Below are 18,443 nucleotides of genomic sequence, written 5' to 3'. Positions count from 1 at the left end.
TACTAATAATTTTTATTAATTTCAACTTGCAAATTCTTCAAATTTCCCGCAAAAGTTATATTTAATTGACAAATTCCATTATCCACATCAATTACATGAGATAAGTCATCTCCCTTTTGTATAATTCCATTTACAAATTTTGTATCTTTTAGCCAAATTGATTTTTGACTTTCAGGATTTGTACTGAAAAACATATTTAATTTATCTTCTTTAAAATCTGTCGTTGTGAATCTCAATGTTCTTTCAATATATGTTGTTGTAAGCGTCTTATAAAGCGGCTCATATCCTCCATCTAAATTTTTTAGTAAAGTTCTCGCCTTATAAACAACAATATTCCTAATTTTTTCACGTGCCACATTTGCATTGTCAGATGAAAATACAAATCCATAATTAAACTGGTTTATTCTATCTTTTATTGTATTTGTAAATCCTGATATTTCCTTAGACATCGTTGTTTTTGCATGATATGAATTATCCTTTTCTTCAATATCAAAACGTACTCCTGGATAAAGTGGCGACACATTTGAAAATCTTTCCTTTAGATAATTTGGACATTGTGTTGCACCGATTATTCCAGCAGCAACATAAGCCGCATCTATATACACGCCTTCAATCCAAAATTTTAACAAATCTTCTTGTTCCTTTGAAAGCGATACTCCTGTTTCCTCTTCAAATTTCATTTTATAATCCAGCATAACTCCTGATTTATCCTTTGGAATTATTGTAAAATTAGGAATTACTGGAATCAAATATTCAGAATATTTTTGATTTTCTAAAACTTGAGTCTTTTCAATATACTTATCTACACCAGTTGTGGCAAGATTGTCAAACGATGTTTCAGGCTTACCTTCAAAATTAAAAAACACTTGAACCTTGTATTCTGCTAATACAGTCATTAAATTTGTCAATACTTCTATAGTATTTTTTTCAGTTTTTTCTTCATTTTTAGTTCCCATAAATCTTGCACGAACTTTTTTTTCTGATTTTTTTATATCCAAATCAACATTTGGATAAATCCCGAACCATACCGTATTATCAAAATCATTTTTCTCATTAGTTGTATTCAAAAATGCACGCAATTTATCTTTATTCCCAGCCTTTACAATCATCTCAGGCTTCACATTCGTAATCAAAAGTGTCGGTTTCATAAGCCCCATTCTAACATCATACTGCTCAAAAAACATTTTCACGCCTAATATTTTTTCAATTAAAGGCTTAGCAATTTTTATAAAATCCTCTTGAGCCGATTTATAAAATGCCAAGTAATTATTATAATTTTGAACTTCCTGCTCAGGATCAACATCCACAAAGGTTTTCGCAAGCGGCACAAATGTTCTGACAACCAGATCGCTAATATATTTATTCGGTTCATCTGTCACATTTTCATAATCATCCCTGAAAGCCTCAACCAGAGCTGTCGTATTTTTTTCTTCAATCATCGCAAGTGAATTTTGATTTTCCTGCTTATACTCAATTACCTCAAGCTCTCCTTTTTCTCCAACCTGCAACATTCCTAATTTTATTTTCTCTGATTTAAAATTATTTGAATCGTTTCCAATTAATAGCCGAGTTTTTATATCTTCAATCGCAAGTGGCAACATTCCCAGTACATTACTATAATTTTCCGAAGCCTCTTCAAATTTTGTATTAAGTTTATCTCCTAATTCCAATTTTTTTGGATTTTCATCATCCAATTCTTCATATTTCTGATAAATATAAGCAATTTCTTTTCTTGTCTGCTTAATATCCTCAATAACCTTTTTTGGAGAAATCAGTTCCAAAATATTTTCAAATTTAAAATCTACATTTCTATTTCCTTGTGATTTTCTTGCTTCAATTAACGTACTAAGCATTTTAAAAAATGTATTTCCATTATTAATCTTAATCTCTGTCACTAAATCCTCAGGCACTCCCTCAGGCTTTTTCAAAATATACCTAATACTCTGACTCTCTGCATCAAAATAACTATATACTTTTGGATCAAATTTTTCCAAAAACTCCTCAAAGCTCCCAACCAAAAGATGCCTATTAATCTCAATAATATTCTCGTCATCCAATGAATCCATATCTCTGGCATCATTAACAAGTGTCAAAATATCCATCTTTTCTGGATTAATTTCCTCAAACAAAATAGTCCGATTAGTCTGATTTATAACATTTTTATTCCTCATATTCCTTTCAAAATTACTTCCAATACCATAAAAATCATTTTCAATCAACGTATTCTAATTTTATATGATATTTTAAATAATTTTATTTCCCCCTTCTCTATTTTATTAAATTTTAATTAATATTATTTTAAACTAAAATTTAAAATTTGTCAATATATTTTTTATGAAATTAATAAATCTAATATATAATATTTCTCATCTACTTTTTTCAAATAAATTTCTTCAAATCTGCTCATCGAATCATATTCAGACGAACAACTAACTGTACCATATACATCTCCATCAACATATCCTAATTTTTCAGGTTTTTTTGTTATCTGAATTGAACAACTGTAATTAGCACCTTTAATTTTCACGGACTTTTTAATATTTTTGACATAATTTAAATTACTCAATTCACTCTTTAATTCTAAAAGTAAATTTGAAGTTTTTTCAAAAAACTCATTATTATTTGTTGTATCATCAAAATATTCTCTATATTTTTTAAAAATATCCTCATCATATTTTTCTAATGTATAATTTTTATTTTTACGTGCTGCAATAACATTATCAATAATCCTTTTAAGTGATGCAACCGTTTCTTTATTATTCAATTTTTTATTATCAAAACTTACTTTTTGCAATGTTTTTTGCGATTTTTTTTCTGTATTTTCCTTATATTTAATATTATCAAATAAATTGCCGTTATTTTTACCACAACATAAAATTGAAGTCAGTATTATTATTTTAATTAGTAATTTTATCATTTTCATCTCCTTTATCCTACTGTACCTGTATTTTTTGAATCTGTAATTACTGGCAGTTCTCGTTCTTCTGGTTTTACCGTATAACTTTTAGGTTTCATAAAATAATCAATTCTACTTGGCTCAAAAGCAGTTTTATTAATTTCATCATTTTGATTTCCGCCTAAAAATACATACATTCCATTTTTCCTTTTCCCAACTAATATTGCCACATGGCTATAACCATTCCGAAATTTAAAAATTCCTATGGCTCCTACAAAAGGTTGAGTTTTTTCACCTTCAAACCATCCTCTTTTTGGTAATTTTGGTCTTGGCGCAACTCCCCAATCATATCCTCCAACAGAAGGAACAGATGAATTTTTATATCCAGCTGTTTTCATGCAATATGTTACAAATGCTGCACACCATGCAATTTTAGTGGGTTTTTTATCTGTTCCAAAATTTGCATAAGGAAAATATGTTTTTTGTATTCTATTATATAAACTCCGGCTAGATTCTTTTTGTTCTTTATATTTATTCATTTCTTCTTCTGCAACTTTTATCCATGGTGCCCTTCCTTTGACTTCTTTATGTGGGCAGTTATCTGTATCACATTTTTCAGATTTTTTTTCTAGTTTTTTATCTGTTTTAACTGTTGAAACCTGTTCTTTTGATACATTATTTTCTAAATTATCTGTATTCTTATTTTTTTCAAATTGTATATTTTTTTCTTCCTTATTCTCATTTTTAGGATTCTGATTACTTTTCTTCTTCACATCATCCTGAACACCATCACCACTATTCACTTCCTTTGCAAAATTATGAGTTTCATTCCATTTTCCTTGACTAAACGGACATGTAGCCACACTTTTCCCATTTTTCCTTATTGCATTTAGCACATCTGCTTCAGTTGGAGGATATTTTGTTGATGTGTATAATGTTTTACCTATTTCAATCCAGCTTATAATATCTGAAGAATTTATTTTGTGATCTGGAGCTTCTTTTGTCTGCTTTACATTATTTTGTATTTTGTAATCCTTTAATTCTATCTGTTCTATATTTGAAGTTTTTATATCGCTATTTAATTCTGCTTCAATCTGTTTTTTTTCATTTTCCGTTATTGTCAAATTTCCAGCCCGCATTAAATATCCATAAGCTATCACAGGAAGCATTTTTGCAGAATAAAAATTTTTTTGCTCATAATCACATAAACTTAATCCATGTTTTTTTATTATCCCTTTTGTATCAAGTTCAGGCCCTGATTTTTGCTTTATACTTTTATATGTTTCTTTAAATGTATTTAAAATTTTTCCTCTTAAATATTTCTCTTTTTCCAAAGAAGTTTCCTTTTTAGCAATTTGTAATTTTGCCTTATTTGTACTGTTCTTTGTGCTATTTTTAAATCTGTTCCATTTAGAAAATTTCTGTGCTTCCTTTTTTAATTGCGTCTGCATAAAATAATTATTTACATCGCTACAAATATTTATCAGCAGTTTATATTGACAATCAGCATCTCTAACAGCTTCACTAACTTCCTTTTCTTTAGTAACTGCCGTTCCAGCTTCCTTTTGCCCAGCATCATCAATACTTATAGTTCCACCGTGCTGACATTGAATAGTTGAAATATCCAGCAATGCAGGCTTGTTTCTGACTTTCACATCTGTATTTTTCTCCCACATCCCCATTAACGCAGGCTGGCAAATCCCAATTGCACTGCAAGATTTAAAAGGTTGAATATTCGTATCATTTATATTAGCCTGTTTCCCGCCTTCAAGCATTACACTGTCCTCTTTTATGATCAATCGGCTAATATCCCTTCCAAGCGTACATTTTAGCATACAATTAGTATTTACAAATAACTCTCCGGTAGGATTTATAATATTTTGCAGATCATAAAATAACTTATAAAAGGAATACAAATCCATTGAATCAATATTTGCCGCATAATCCCGCAATTCTTTGCTATCTTTAAATAATCCCAAAATAATGCCTTTATCTTTTTCAAAATCCGAATTATCCCTGTAATTTTCATAAGTTTCATCTATCAAATTACTTATTTTCCTAATATTCCGCACTTTTATTGCCGATTTCGAAGTTATCCAGTCATTCAAGACAGTCGTTACCCTTATATCCTTCCCAATTTTTTCCAGCCTATTAAATAATCCTCTCTCACTTTTTGATGGAATATCAATCCCTTTTTGTCTTTTTATATACCATAAAAGATAATTTCTCACAATGTTGCTATCTTTATATTGATGATTATCAAAATACTTGGTTTCATTTTCTTCCTTAAACCCAGTTTGCACCTTCAAAAATTCAATTATTATATTGTCAATCAATCTTCTCGACAAAGGGAACTGCCTAACTCCATTTTCATCCATAGAATAAGTTTTTTCATATTCCGAAACATTTTCCCCAAGTTCTCTTATCAAATTTTCACATCTTGTCTTTTGTAACTCCAAAGCTGGCTTTTTAGCAACTTTTATAATAATTTCATCAATATCCTTTATTCCCTGCATATACTTGTCATACTTTTCAGGCAGCTGATTCTTCTCAACTTTAGTTTTTCCATCTTTTACATATATCTGAATCACACCCTGTATTTTATCCACATAATTCTTATCTTCCTTAAATTTATTCACAGGCTTTTTATCAGGATATTTCACATATTTTGCTGAATATTGACTAAGCACGTATTCAAGCGATTCTATAGCGCTTTTATTAGGAATTGGATACGAATAAATATAATAAACTATATCTTGTATCCTCAAAATCTCATTATTTTCCTCTCTTCCCCTTAAAGTATCAAATCCATGCTGCCTTATCACATTCCCAATCTTGTCATTATCCTTTGTCGCCTCATCATACATCTTCAAAATGACATTTATATCTTCCTTATTTTCTTTCAGCACCTTTTTCCCTGTTTTAGTTTCCAAATATTTTACATAATCCTTATTATAGATATTCTCATCTTGAAATTTAGCCTGCAGCCTCTTCAAAATCGCCTCATCAGGATTTACAAATGCCAATTCAGGAGCTTTCCCATTTTCAGCCCTGTCCCTTTTATACTCTTCACTATCCCAGACTTCCTCAAACTTCTGACCATTAAATGAAAATACACCTTCCTTATTGCTTTCATCGTTGCCAGTCTTATTAGTATTTGATGCTGAATCTCCTTTTTGTGTTTGCAAAGAGTTACTTGAAACATTAGATTTAGGTTTTGACTGAACTACAGCCTGTTTATTTATATTTTTATTATCAGTTTGTGTATGATTTTTTTCTACAACTTTGTGATCCACTTCACAATTATCTTTAAATCCAATAATCGCTGATAAATCATGCCCCGCTAAATTTACAGCATAAAGCAATGATGGCATTGCATTTCCATCTACTGGTATTCCCCAGACACCTTTAAAATTATTTCCTAAAGCATTAGACATTGCACCTTGACCACATAAATGTGAAGCTGCCAGCATTCCAGACGATGTAAGCAAAAAACTTTTACCCCTCAAATCTTCTGCTTTGTATCCTTGATTTCTCTTTTTCATTATTATTGTCTTTACTTTATTTTCAGAAGCTCTAACTTTTCCTGGTGCTATATAAACTGCATTTTTAGGAACAGATATATTTTTACAAATTTTATCCTTATGTTTTTTCAAGGTTGCCCATCTCATTTTCACCGAACGCATTATTACTTCATCTTGTGCCGCTGGATTATTTAAAAAACTCTGTTTCCCTTTTAACTTCCATTTTGTGGCACCTTCACCAATAAATCTGGCATTTGCCCAAGTCGAGCCCTTCGGAAGCCATCCCATATCCATCAAAACATCTGTCCCAATCTGATATTTTCCAATATAATATTTTTGATCTGCTAAATTATATTTTCCGCCACTTTCTAATTTAGCCAGCTTTTCAAAAAACTCAACCGCACTATCTCCAATATCTACCCCATTAAATTTCCTATTTACCACAATTAACTCCCCCTTTAAATTTTGAAATTTTTACAAAATCAGCTGTTTTATCTTAACTGACTCTTATGTATATACCCTTTCATATAATATCCCCCATCTTTATTATAAAAATACACATATCTCCAGTCTTTCTCATCTGAAATTTCTTCAACTTCAACATTATTCGCTAATTTATGAATTATTGAACTGTCCAAGTCATTGCTTTCTCTTACATTGACAGTATTTTCCTTTGAAGATGTTACAAAAACTTTACCAGTTCCCTTAGGCGATGTTAATCCAAAATCCCTAAATTCTTCTCGCCACATCTGTCCACTTTTCATATCAGTTATTGCATAATTTGTTCCCCCGCTTGCTGCAACTACCGATAAAAACAGATTATTTCCATCAATACTTTCCAATTGAGAATCTAAATTTACAGTATCTCTTGCAATCACTTTTCCATTTTTCACAAAGACAGTTTCGCTATTTGACTGCCCAGCATAGGCAAAAGGATAAGTAAGAGTGTATATTGAATAAACATTATTTGTAAAAAAAGCTGCTCCCTCCACTTTATCATCAGCTTCGTCAGAGTTTTTATCATACTCATCAACTATTTTATAAACTTCCTTAGGCAATTTATTCAATGCAACTTCTTTTGTGGAAAGTTCCCTTATAATTTTCACAGTTTCAAAACCGTTTATTTTATCTTCAAACTTTGAAAAATTTGGATATTTTATTTCATTTTCACGTTTTTTAGCAAGTTCTGGATATCTTTGCTCAATAAATATTTTTTCAGGAATCATAAAATTATGATAATTTTCATAAACATAGTCCACAATTTCTTTTGGAACTTCCCGTAATTCCAATCTTTTCAGTTTTTTCAAATTAGAAATCTCATCAACTCCATTTTTCAATGGATTAAAACTGACATCCAGATGTTCCAGTTTTGCCAATTTGCCAATTCCGCTAAGATTGCTTATTTTATTATTATGAAGCCATAATTCCTTTAAATTTGGTAAATTTAGCAGCGGGGTTATATCTTTTACCTGATTAAAATTTATTTTTAAAACTTCCAGATTTTTTAAATTTTCCAGCGGTTTCAGATCCTTTATCTGATTCCATCGCAAATCCAGCTCCTTCACATTTCTATAATCCGCTATGCATTTTATCTCCTCCAATCCCAAATTTTTCAGTTCAATTTTTTCAGCATTAACATTAAATTTTCTTAATTCTGTGCAACTTTTGTAATCCAAAGATTTTACTTCTGCCATTTCTGATTTTTTTTCTGATTTTTTACGGGCTTCTCTTAACTCCTGCCCGTTACTATTATTACACGAAATAAATAACAGTAAAATCAACATACTGAATGTCCTTACCATACTTCTACCTCCAACTTTTATTTATTGATTTATTAATTTAATATAAAAGAATTTATGTGTTTAAATTATATTATTTATTAATTTTATTTTAATTGATATAATGATACCTTATATTTTTTACTTTGTCAACATCAAAATAAATTTTTAAAAAAATTTATATATTTTTAGGAAAAACTCTTGTAATTGAATAAAAAAAGTGATATTATAAATTAAAGTAAAAGTTTAAAACTTCAGGGCAGGGCGAGATTCCCGACCGGTGGTAAAGTCCACGAGTTGTTTTTATTTATAAAAATGACACGAACTGGTGCAATTCCAGTACCGATAGTTATAGTCTAGATGGTAGAAGTGAGTAATTAATTTTTAATATAAATTTATTAGATAGTTTTATTGTACACAGTTTCAATATTTACATAAAGTATAAAGTTATAATAATTATAAATTAAAATTGCCTACCTTTAATTATAAAGCCCTGAATCAAGTATTCGAGGCTTTTTTATTAATAATAGAATTGTTTGGAAATTATATTTTCATTCTAAATTTAAAATAAAAAATAAATTATCGAATATAGAAATATCTAATAAAAAAAACAGAGAGGATGATATAAAATGAGAACTTTTGAAGGAAAATTTGATGGAAGAAATGTAAAAATAGGAATTGTAGCTGGGAGATTTAATGAATTTATTACTTCAAAATTAGTTGGAGGCGCTTTAGATGTATTAAAAAGAAATGATGTTTCTGAAGAAAATATTGATATTGCCTGGGTTCCAGGGGCATTTGAAATACCTTTAATTACAAAAAAATTGGCAAACACAGGAAAATATGATGCAATAATTGCTCTAGGAGCTGTAATAAAAGGTTCAACACCACATTTTGACTATGTTTGTGCAGAAGTTTCAAAAGGAGTGGCTCAAATTTCATTGCAAACTGACTTGCCTGTAATTTTTGGAGTTTTAACTACAAATAACATTGAGGAAGCTATTGAAAGAGCAGGGACAAAGGCTGGAAACAAAGGATCAGATGCGGCATTTTCTGCAATTGAAATGATTAATTTAATTAAAGAAATTGAAAAATAAAAAACATTAGATTATCAAACACATCTAATAATTTTATTTATAAAAAGGAAAATTAAAATTATGTCTACAAATAAAAATAATGAAATTGATGAAAAATATATGCAGATGGCAATTGAACTGGCAAAAAAAGGAGCTGGGGCGGTAAATCCTAATCCGATGGTCGGAGCGGTTGTTGTTCAAGCTGGAAAAGTTATTGGAACTGGCTATCATAAATATTTTGGAGGGCCTCATGCTGAAGTTTACGCTTTGGAAGAAGCTGCTCAAAATTCAAAAGATTTGTCAAATGCAACGATTTACGTCACATTGGAACCGTGTTCGCATTACGGGAAAACACCGCCTTGTGCTGAAAAAATTGTAAAAATGGGGCTAAAAAGATGTGTTATTGGCTCATCTGACCCAAATCCGAAAGTGGCTGGAAAAGGTGTGCAAATATTGAGAAATGCTGGGATTGAAGTGCGTGAAAATGTTTTGAAAAGTGAATGTGATAAAATTAATCAAGTGTTTTTTAAATATATTATGACAAAAATTCCGTATTTGTTTTTAAAATGTGCGATAACTTTAGATGGGAAAATTGCTACAAAGGCAGGAAATTCCAAATGGATTACAAATGAAACTGCTCGTGAAAAAGTTCAGTTTTATCGAAATAAATTTATGGGAATTATGGTTGGAATAAATACGGTTTTAGCTGATAATCCAAGTCTTACTGCAAGAGTTGAAAACGGTGTAAATCCATATAGAATTATTATTGACCCGCATTTTAAAACTGGAAAGAATCACAATATTATTAAAGAAAATAGCGATGAAAAGACAATAATTGTCACATCAAAAAATAACGAAAATTCTGAAAAGCAGCTGGATTTTTCTGAAAATAGCAAAGTTAAATTTGTATTTCTAAATGGCACAAAATTTAGCTTTAAAGAAATTCTTTGTAAAATTGGAGAAATTGGAATTGATTCAATTTTGCTGGAAGGTGGACAATCGCTTATTTCACAGGCATTTGAAGAAAATGTAATTGACGCTGGAGAAATTTTTATTGCCAATAAAATTTTGGGCGATGAAAAAGGAAAGTCTTTTATTACAGGATTTGATAGGGAAAAAATGGATGAAGCTGTGATTTTGACAAATGTGAAATATAATGTTTATGGCGAAAATGTGGGAATAGAATTTTTGCAAAAAAATTATAATTAATTTAAATAAATTATTTAATTTATTTGAAAACTATATAAATTTTAACTTTAATGAAATAAATATAATAAAGCAAGAGGTTTTGACCCCTTGTTAAGAAAAAAATAGTTGTCAAATATGTCTATTAAAAAATAAATTAAAAATCAGGAGAAAGCTATGTTTACTGGTTTAGTTGAAGAAACTGGAAAAATTATTAATCTTGCAAAAAAAAATGCAAGTATTGAAATTACAATAAGAGGAAAAAAGGTTGTAGAAAAGGCACAAATTGGGGATAGTATCGCTGTAAACGGAGTTTGCTTGACTGTTACAAAATTAAAGGGAAGTGACTTTACGGCAGATGTGATGTTTGAAACTATTGAGAGAAGTGGCTTGAAACGGGCTAAAGCGGGGGATATTGTCAATCTTGAAAAGTCTCTTACGCTTGCAACTTTTTTAGGCGGACATCTTGTTATGGGAGATGTTGACTGCGAGGCTAAAATTTTGTCGATTACGGATAAAGGAATTGCGAAAGTTTATGAGTTTCAGCTGGATGAAAATCATAGAAATAATATGAAATATATCGTTGAAAAAGGGCGTGTAACCATTGATGGGGCGAGTCTTACAGTAATTGATGTAAATGATGAAGATGGAATTTTCTCGGTTTCACTTATTCCGCACACGATTGAAAATATTACGGTTGGAATGAAGAAAACTGGGGATTTTGTGAATATTGAAACAGATTTATTTGGAAAATATGTGGAAAAAATATTGAAATTTGATAATTTTGATAATTTAAAAAATAAAGAAAAAAAATCAAAATTGACAATGGAATTTTTACAAAAAAATGGATTTTAATAAAAAAAGGAAAAAAAGAAAGAAGTGATTTAAATGGCAGAAAATAAAGCAAAATTTGATACTGTCGAAGCTGCGATTGAAGACTTGAAAAAAGGTGTTCCAGTTGTGGTTGTTGACGATGAAGATAGAGAAAATGAAGGGGATTTGATAATTCCTGCTGATACAGTAACTTATGAAACATTGAACTTTATAATTAATGAAGCACGAGGACTTATGTGTGTTCCTGTTTCCCACGAAGTAGCTAAAAGACTTATGTTGGATCCAATGACTCATCACAATACCGATCATCACGGGACAGCTTTTACAATTTCAGTAGATGCGGCTGAAGGGACAACAACTGGAATTTCAGTAGCTGACAGATTAAAAACTGTTTTGGATTTGGCAAATCCGAATAAAAAGCCAGAAGATTTTTTAAGACCTGGACACATGTTTCCTTTGATTGCTAAGGAAAATGGGGTTTTGGAGAGAAGAGGACATACGGAAGCAGCAGTTGACCTGGCTAGACTTGCTGGATTTGAGCCAGTTGCAGTTATTATGGAAATGTTGAATCATGATGGAACAATGGCTAGAAGAGACGATTTGTTCACATTTTGTCAAAAACATAATTTGAAAATTATTACAGTTGATGATTTGATTGTTTATATAAAAAAAAACGAAAAATTAGTTAAAAATGAAGCAACTGTTGATATTCCGACACAATTTGGAAATTTTACTTTTGCAGGTTATAGTGATAAAATCGAACATAAGGAATATATCGCAGTTATGAAGGGCGAAATAAAAAATAAAGAAAATGTCACAGTCAGACTTCACTCTGAATGTCTGACAGGCGATGTCTTCGGTTCAAAACGATGCGATTGCCAAGAACAGCTTCATAGAGCTTTGCACGAGCTGGAAGAAAGCGGGGAAGGGCTTCTGATTTATTTACGTCAGGAAGGGCGTGGAATTGGAATTCTGAATAAACTAAAGGCTTACAAACTTCAAGACGAAGGATATGATACTGTGGAAGCCAATCATAAACTAGGATTTTCAGATGACTTGAGGGATTATGCCGTAGCTGCACAGATTATAAAGGATTTAGGAATTAAATCTATTATTTTAAAAACTAATAATCCCAAAAAAATCGAAGGATTGGAAAAATATGGAATTAAAATTGCTGGACGCAAGGAAATTGAAATTGCCGCCAACGATGTGGATAAAAATTATTTAAAGGTAAAAAAAGAAAAAATGGGACATTTGTTAAAACAGGATTTATAAAAATTTTAAATTTATATTATCTAAAAAGAAAACTTAACTTTAGAATCAACTTAATAAAATTCAAAAATCAGGAAATTATATAAAATATCAAATCTGAATAATTTTCTGATTTTTTATTTCAAAACTTCTATTGACTTTATTAAAAAATATGTTATAACAATATTAATAAATAAAAATAAACTTTCAGGAGATGATTTTTTATGGTAAAAATTATTAATTCACCCTCAAAATATATTCAAGGAAAAAATGAAATTACTAATTTAGCAACTTATTACAAATTACGTGGTAATAGTGGCGCATATCTGCTAGTAGACAAATTTATTTTTGATAATTTTAAAGATAAAATTGTTGAAAGTTTTAAAAACGAAGGTATAAATTATCATATTGAAGTTTTTGGCGGAGAATGTTCAAAAATTGAAATTAACCGAAATATTGATATTTTAAAAGAAAAAAAATGTGATGCAGTATTTGGAATTGGTGGAGGAAAAACTCTTGATGCAGCAAAAGCAATATCATATTATGAAAATATCCCTGTATTTATCGTACCTACAATTGCTTCAACTGATGCACCATGCAGCGCATTGTCAGTAATTTATACTCCAAGCGGAGAGTTTGAAGAATATTTATTCTTAAAGGCAAATCCTGACATGGTAATAATGGATACAAATATAATCGTAAATGCGCCTGTAAGACTTCTTGTGGCTGGAATTGGTGATGCACTTGCCACTTATTATGAAGCTAAAGCCTGTGTCGATGCAAATGCCACTTCAATTGCTGGCGGAGGAATTACAAAAGCCGCTATTGCAATCGCAGAACTATGTAAAGATACATTGTTTGAAGATGGTTTAAAAGCTAAAATTTCAGTAGAAAATAAAGTAATCACAAAGGCTTTGGAAAACATAATTGAAGCAAATACTTATTTAAGTGGAATTGGATTTGAAAGTGGAGGGCTTGCTGCAGCTCATGCTATTCACAATGGACTTACAATTTTGGAAGAAGGACACCACATGTATCATGGAGAAAAAGTAGCATTTGGAACAATTACACAGCTAGTTTTAGAAAACAGATGTTTATGTGAAATCAAAAAAGTTATTGACTTCTGCAAAATTTTAGGACTTCCAACAACATTGGCTGAACTAGGAATGGGAAATGTTTCAAAAGAAAGATTATATGAAGTGGCAAAAGCAAGTACAGCCGAAGGTGAAACAATCCATAATATGCCATTTAAAGTTACTGCAGATGATGTTTTTGCAGCAATATTAGTAGCGGATGAACTTGGTAAAAACTAATTTTTAATAATTTGATTTAAAGTTTTAGATAATTTGGAGTACTCATAGCGTACTCCTTATTTTTTTTATTAACTTTTCTTCATCGGAAATAAATCTATAGTAAAATTACCTTAAAACTGGACTCAAAAGTTATGACTATTTTACTCAAATCCTAAATTTATATAATTTTTAGTAGTTTAATTTTAAATAGGGTTTCACTGTAACAGAAAATACTAACTTTATTATTTTAATGTATCAATATAATTAATAAATAAAAAACTTGGATTTCATAAATTTATTATTACTTTCCAAGTTTTATATTATTGTTTAACCAACATTTATTCAGCTTCAGTGTATTCTTTAGCCACTTCTTCAACTTTATATTCTTCTACAATTTTATTTATTAAATTGTTTCTTTCTTCAATTGCTCTATTATTTAACAAGCTATTAGCAATTTGCTGATAAGCGCTGTTTGGAGTCACATTTCCAAGTTTTGCTTTTTCTTTTTCATAAATTTCAGCAACTTCTTCTTGAGTAACTTTCACATTTTTTCTAACTTCTAAATCTAAGTAATAGTTGATATATACGTTATCTCTTATAACTTCCAAATCTTTTTTGTTTTGTTCTTGATCTTCAAATTTTTCATCAGCCATTTTTTTAGAAATTATTTTACCAACAAGTAAAGTTTTTAATACTTCAGAATCACCTTTTGAAAATAAAATTTCCTTTTTAGAAATTTCTAATTTATCTTCCATTTCTTCTACTAATTTGTTCAATTCTTCTGCTTCTAAGACAGCAACTTGCTGATTTAACAAGTCTCTTTGGATAATTTCCCTAGCTTGAGAAAAAGGAATATTTTGTGCATCAAAGTTTGCCTTATTATCTGTATATAATTTTGTAACATCATTTTCATTTACAGATATTTTATCTTCAATAAGTTTTGCAATAAAGAATTTATGTTTTTCATTTGTGAATAAATATTCAAATTCTTCTTTTTCTTCGTCAGAAAATTTATATTCTTTTGCTACTTTCAATATAGCTTTACTAGTTAAAACTCTTTTTATCCCTTCGTTATCCAATCCTTCTCTTTCTTCATCAGTTAAAGTTAATTTAATATCTTCAGCTTTTTTCTTTGCCATTTTTTCTCCTTTAATTTTAATAAATTTTACTTTAGTATTTTCAACTTTTACTATTTTACACTATTTTTTAAAAAATTTCAAGGAATATTTTTAGATTTAATTTGATTTTAATTAGAAATTATAAGTAATAGCATATTATTTACTTAACATTCTACTCAAAAATTCCTTAGTTCTTTCATGTTTTGGATTTCCAAAAATATTTTCAGGCTTGTCATCTTCCACAATTACACCTTGATCCATAAACACGACTCTACTTGAAACATCATGTGCAAAATCCATTTCATGTGTTACAACAATCATTGTAAGTCCGCTTTTTGCCAAATCCTTCATTACCTTTAAAACTTCCCCAACCATTTCAGGATCTAAAGCACTCGTAGGCTCATCAAATAACAGAACTTCAGGCTGCATTGCCAGCGCTCTTGCTATTGCCACCCTTTGCTTTTGTCCACCTGAAATTTGATTTGGCTTTGCATGAATAAAACGTTCCATTCCTACTTTTGCCAAAAATTCCTTTGCAATTTTTTCAGCTTCTTCCCGTGATTTTTTCAAAACTTTCATTTGTCCAATTACACAGTTTTCCAAAACACTTAAATTATTAAATAAATTAAACTGCTGAAACACCATTCCTACTTTTTCACGCAATGTTACAAGCGATATATCTCCTGCCATCGCATCTTTTCCATGAATTAAAACTTGTCCGCTTGTAGGCTTTTCAAGTAAGTTTATACATCGTAAAAGAGTAGACTTTCCACTTCCAGATGAACCAATTATACTTACAACTTCCTTTTCGTGAACATCAAAGTTTACATCCTTTAATACTGTTCTTTTTCCAAAATCTTTTCTAATATTTTTTATTTCAATAACTTTTTTCCCCATTATTTTTCCTCCCCATTAACATCATCTAAAAATTCAAAATTTTGAGGTCCATCAATTCTCTTTTCAATTTGTTTTAAAATTAATGATAACGTAAATGTCAAGAAGAAATAAATTACACTTGTTATAATAAATACTTCATAATAACGTGAATAAGTTCCTGCAACAGAATTTGAAATGAAGAATAACTCTGTAACACTTATTACATTTAACACAGATGTATCTTTTATATTGACAATAAGCTCATTTCCTATCATTGGCAAAATATTTCTAAACATTTGCGGAAAAATAATGCTTTTCATTAATTGAAAATTTCAATCGCCTTTGCCGCTTCAAACTGTCCTGTATCAATCGAGTCAATTCCACCACGGATAATTTCACTCATATATGCTCCCGTATTTATTGATACAATAAATAAAGCCGCTATCAATGGAGATAAATTTAAATTAAATACTTGAGAAAGTCCATAATAAATTACCATTGACTGAACTATCATCGGAGTTCCTCTAAATACTGCAATGTAAACTGAAAAAAGCCAGTTTAGGACTTTTAATCCACCTTTTTTATATTTTTTAGCCTGCCCATCAATTTCTGCTTCTGAATATCTAAATAATGCAACTACTAATCCAATGAAAAATCCTACAATTGTACCAGTAACTGAAATAAATAGTGTTACAACTGTACCTTTTAAAAATGTCTTCCAGTTATTTTGAATAAAAAATGCAACCCATCCAAAAAATGAACGAGATGTTTCATTTGGCTGATTTTGTATGGCTTTTTCCATAATTTGCTGTCGCACTTTAGGAGTCAAGTCTTCATCTAGAATTTTATTAACTTTCTCTTCCAGTTCTGTATTTCCCAGTTTCATTCCAACTGCAACATTTACTTCTTCAGTATCGTATTTAAATCCATCTTTTTTATCGAATGAAATGAACTTTAAATTGGGATTTGAAAATTGAGCTGCCATCGCTCCTGGCCGTTCAGATATATAACCATCTATTTTCCCAGAATTTAGGGCTACTATCATCGCAGGAAAACTTTCCATTGCAGTCTGCTTCTGTACACCTTTCATCTGATCAATAACATCATAATGAAGTGTATTCAACTGTCCTGTAATCTTTGCTCCCGCAAAATCATTAATTGTTTTAGCGTTAGCATATTTCCCATTTTTTTTCACAACAACTACTAAATCTGATTCATAATATGGTTTTGAAAATTTTAAACTTTGCCGTCTTTCAGGCGTTGCCGACATTCCTGCTATAACCAAATCAACTTTTCCAGAAGTCAAAGCAGGCCCAAGCAATGCATCCCATTTTGTTTTTACAACTACTAATTTTTTATTTAACTTTTTAGCAATAACTTTGGCTATTTCAACATCATATCCGCCACAATAACCTCCATCTACTTTCACTGCACCATTTTTACTATCGTTTTGAAACCAGTTGAAAGGAGCATATCCACACTCCATTCCAACCTTTATATCATCACTATATCCTGCTATGAAAGTTGCCATAAAAACTAGTAATACTAATATTTTATTTTTTATCGTACTAACTTTCATTTTCTATTATAGTGCTCCTTCTTTTATTAAAGTTTCAGCAATTTGAATTGTATTTGTAGCTGCACCTTTTCTGATGTTGTCTGCTACAACCCACAAATTTAGAGCATTATCAGCTGAAAAGTCTTTTCTAATTCTTCCAACATAAACTTCATCAGTATCTTGTGCATTTATAGGCATTGGATAAACATTATTCTTACCATCGTTTTGCACAACAATTCCTTCTTTTTCTTCAAATGCACGAATTACATCTTCCAATTCAAAAGGTTTTTCCAATTCCACATTTACAGATACCGCATGTCCAAATCTAATCGGAACTCTTACACAAGTTGCAGTTACTTTTAAATCTGGCAAGTTTAATATTTTTCTAGTTTCATTAATCATTTTTTCTTCTTCTTTTGTATACCCATTATCTAAAAATACATCAATATGAGGCAATGCATTAAATGCAATTTGATGCGGATACCCTTTTGATGGTTCTCCTTTTAAATTAGCTTCCAAATCGTTAAGTCCCTTTTGCCCAGAACCTGCAACAGCCTGATAAGTAGAATAAATTACTCTTTTCAATCCGTATTTTTCTTGCAATACCTTTAATACAGGCATTACTTGAATTGTAGAGCAATTTGGATTTGCAATAATTCCAGGATGATTTTTCAATGCTTCTGGATTAGCTTCAGGAACTACCAACGGAATATTTTTATCCATTCTCCAAGCACTGCTGTTATCTATAACAACTGCACCTTTAGCTTTAAATTTTGGAGCATATTCAAGTGATACCCCTCCTCCAGCTGAAAATAAAGCTACATCAATATCATTAGCTATAGTTTCATCCTTTAATTCCATAACAGTATATTCTGTACCATTAAATTCAATCTTTTTACCTGCTGAATTAGCTGAAGCATAAAGATACAATTTTTCCACTGGAAAATTTCTTTCCTTTAATACTTTTAAAAATGTTCTTCCAACAAGTCCTGTAGCTCCTATAATCGCCACTTTGTAATTTTTCATTATTTGTCCTCCTAAAATTTTTTTCAATT

14 protein-coding genes and 1 riboswitch are annotated in these 18,443 nt (G+C 30.2%); of the genes, 5 read left to right on the top strand and 9 right to left on the bottom strand.

Translation table 11 applies throughout. The features are described from left to right. Positions 1-2: 2 nt before the first annotated feature. The 4 genes from HW276_RS03915 to HW276_RS03900 form a co-directional block, all read right to left on the bottom strand. Positions 3-2,171 (bottom strand): transcriptional regulator, encoded by a 2,169-nt coding sequence (locus HW276_RS03915; protein ID WP_178937487.1) that lies wholly within the window; start codon positions 2,169-2,171, stop codon positions 3-5. A gap of 161 nt (positions 2,172-2,332) precedes the next feature. Next, entirely contained in the window at positions 2,333-2,917 is a 585-nt protein-coding gene (locus HW276_RS03910) for a hypothetical protein (RefSeq protein ID WP_178937486.1), read from the bottom strand. An 11-nt stretch (positions 2,918-2,928) separates the two neighbouring features. Beyond that, complete coding sequence (locus HW276_RS03905; protein ID WP_178937485.1) at positions 2,929-6,864, bottom strand: DUF4280 domain-containing protein; 3,936 nt, start codon at positions 6,862-6,864, stop codon at positions 2,929-2,931. Positions 6,865-6,911: 47 nt separating this feature from the next. Beyond that, the gene (locus HW276_RS03900; RefSeq protein ID WP_178937484.1) at positions 6,912-8,222 is read right to left on the bottom strand and encodes a leucine-rich repeat domain-containing protein; all 1,311 of its coding nucleotides are present in this window, start codon (positions 8,220-8,222) and stop codon (positions 6,912-6,914) included. A gap of 222 nt (positions 8,223-8,444) precedes the next feature. Next, a riboswitch (FMN riboswitch) is annotated at positions 8,445-8,574 on the top strand. Between the two features lie 253 nt (positions 8,575-8,827). On the opposite strand from HW276_RS03900, the gene ribE reads away from it, so the two are divergent. From ribE to HW276_RS03875, 5 genes are all read left to right on the top strand, one after another. Then, a complete protein-coding gene (gene ribE, locus HW276_RS03895) occupies positions 8,828-9,295 on the top strand; it encodes a 6,7-dimethyl-8-ribityllumazine synthase (RefSeq protein ID WP_147003263.1) in 468 nt (155 codons plus the stop codon). A 60-nt stretch (positions 9,296-9,355) separates the two neighbouring features. Further along, positions 9,356-10,483 (top strand): bifunctional diaminohydroxyphosphoribosylaminopyrimidine deaminase/5-amino-6-(5-phosphoribosylamino)uracil reductase RibD, encoded by a 1,128-nt coding sequence (gene ribD / locus HW276_RS03890; RefSeq protein ID WP_178937483.1) that lies wholly within the window; start codon positions 9,356-9,358, stop codon positions 10,481-10,483. Between the two features lie 153 nt (positions 10,484-10,636). Continuing rightward, positions 10,637-11,314: a riboflavin synthase gene (locus tag HW276_RS03885; RefSeq protein WP_178937482.1), complete on the top strand. Its 678-nt coding sequence runs from the start codon at positions 10,637-10,639 to the stop codon at positions 11,312-11,314. A 33-nt stretch (positions 11,315-11,347) separates the two neighbouring features. Beyond that, a complete protein-coding gene (locus HW276_RS03880) occupies positions 11,348-12,568 on the top strand; it encodes a bifunctional 3,4-dihydroxy-2-butanone-4-phosphate synthase/GTP cyclohydrolase II (protein ID WP_178937481.1) in 1,221 nt (406 codons plus the stop codon). 200 nt (positions 12,569-12,768) lie between these two features. After that, positions 12,769-13,857 carry a glycerol dehydrogenase gene (locus HW276_RS03875; protein ID WP_147003259.1) on the top strand — a complete coding sequence of 363 codons (1,089 nt, stop codon included), beginning with the start codon at positions 12,769-12,771 and terminating at the stop codon, positions 13,855-13,857. Between the two features lie 317 nt (positions 13,858-14,174). Here the strand turns inward: HW276_RS03875 and HW276_RS03870 are convergent, their stop codons facing one another. From HW276_RS03870 to HW276_RS03855, 5 genes are all read right to left on the bottom strand, one after another. Next, positions 14,175-14,975 carry a viral A-type inclusion protein gene (locus HW276_RS03870; protein WP_178937480.1) on the bottom strand — a complete coding sequence of 267 codons (801 nt, stop codon included), beginning with the start codon at positions 14,973-14,975 and terminating at the stop codon, positions 14,175-14,177. A 135-nt stretch (positions 14,976-15,110) separates the two neighbouring features. Further along, on the bottom strand, positions 15,111-15,851 hold the full coding sequence (locus HW276_RS03865; protein WP_147003257.1) for an amino acid ABC transporter ATP-binding protein: 741 nt from the start codon (positions 15,849-15,851) through the stop codon (positions 15,111-15,113). Further along, the gene (locus tag HW276_RS11740) at positions 15,851-16,150 is read right to left on the bottom strand and encodes a hypothetical protein (RefSeq protein WP_255460317.1); all 300 of its coding nucleotides are present in this window, start codon (positions 16,148-16,150) and stop codon (positions 15,851-15,853) included. Before HW276_RS11740 ends, HW276_RS03865 begins: the two co-directional genes overlap by 1 nt. Beyond that, a complete protein-coding gene (locus HW276_RS03860; RefSeq protein WP_255460316.1) occupies positions 16,150-17,409 on the bottom strand; it encodes an ABC transporter substrate-binding protein/permease in 1,260 nt (419 codons plus the stop codon). The genes HW276_RS11740 and HW276_RS03860 overlap by 1 nt, the downstream gene beginning before the upstream one ends. A gap of 6 nt (positions 17,410-17,415) precedes the next feature. Then, on the bottom strand, positions 17,416-18,414 hold the full coding sequence (locus HW276_RS03855; RefSeq protein WP_178937479.1) for an aspartate-semialdehyde dehydrogenase: 999 nt from the start codon (positions 18,412-18,414) through the stop codon (positions 17,416-17,418). Between the last annotated feature and the right edge of the window lie 29 nt (positions 18,415-18,443).

Origin of the sequence: Leptotrichia sp. oral taxon 417, from assembly GCF_013394865.1 — a bacterium.
Classification (GTDB): Bacteria; Fusobacteriota; Fusobacteriia; order Fusobacteriales; family Leptotrichiaceae; genus Leptotrichia; species Leptotrichia wadei_A.
This window is presented reverse-complemented; position numbering and strand designations above follow the sequence as displayed.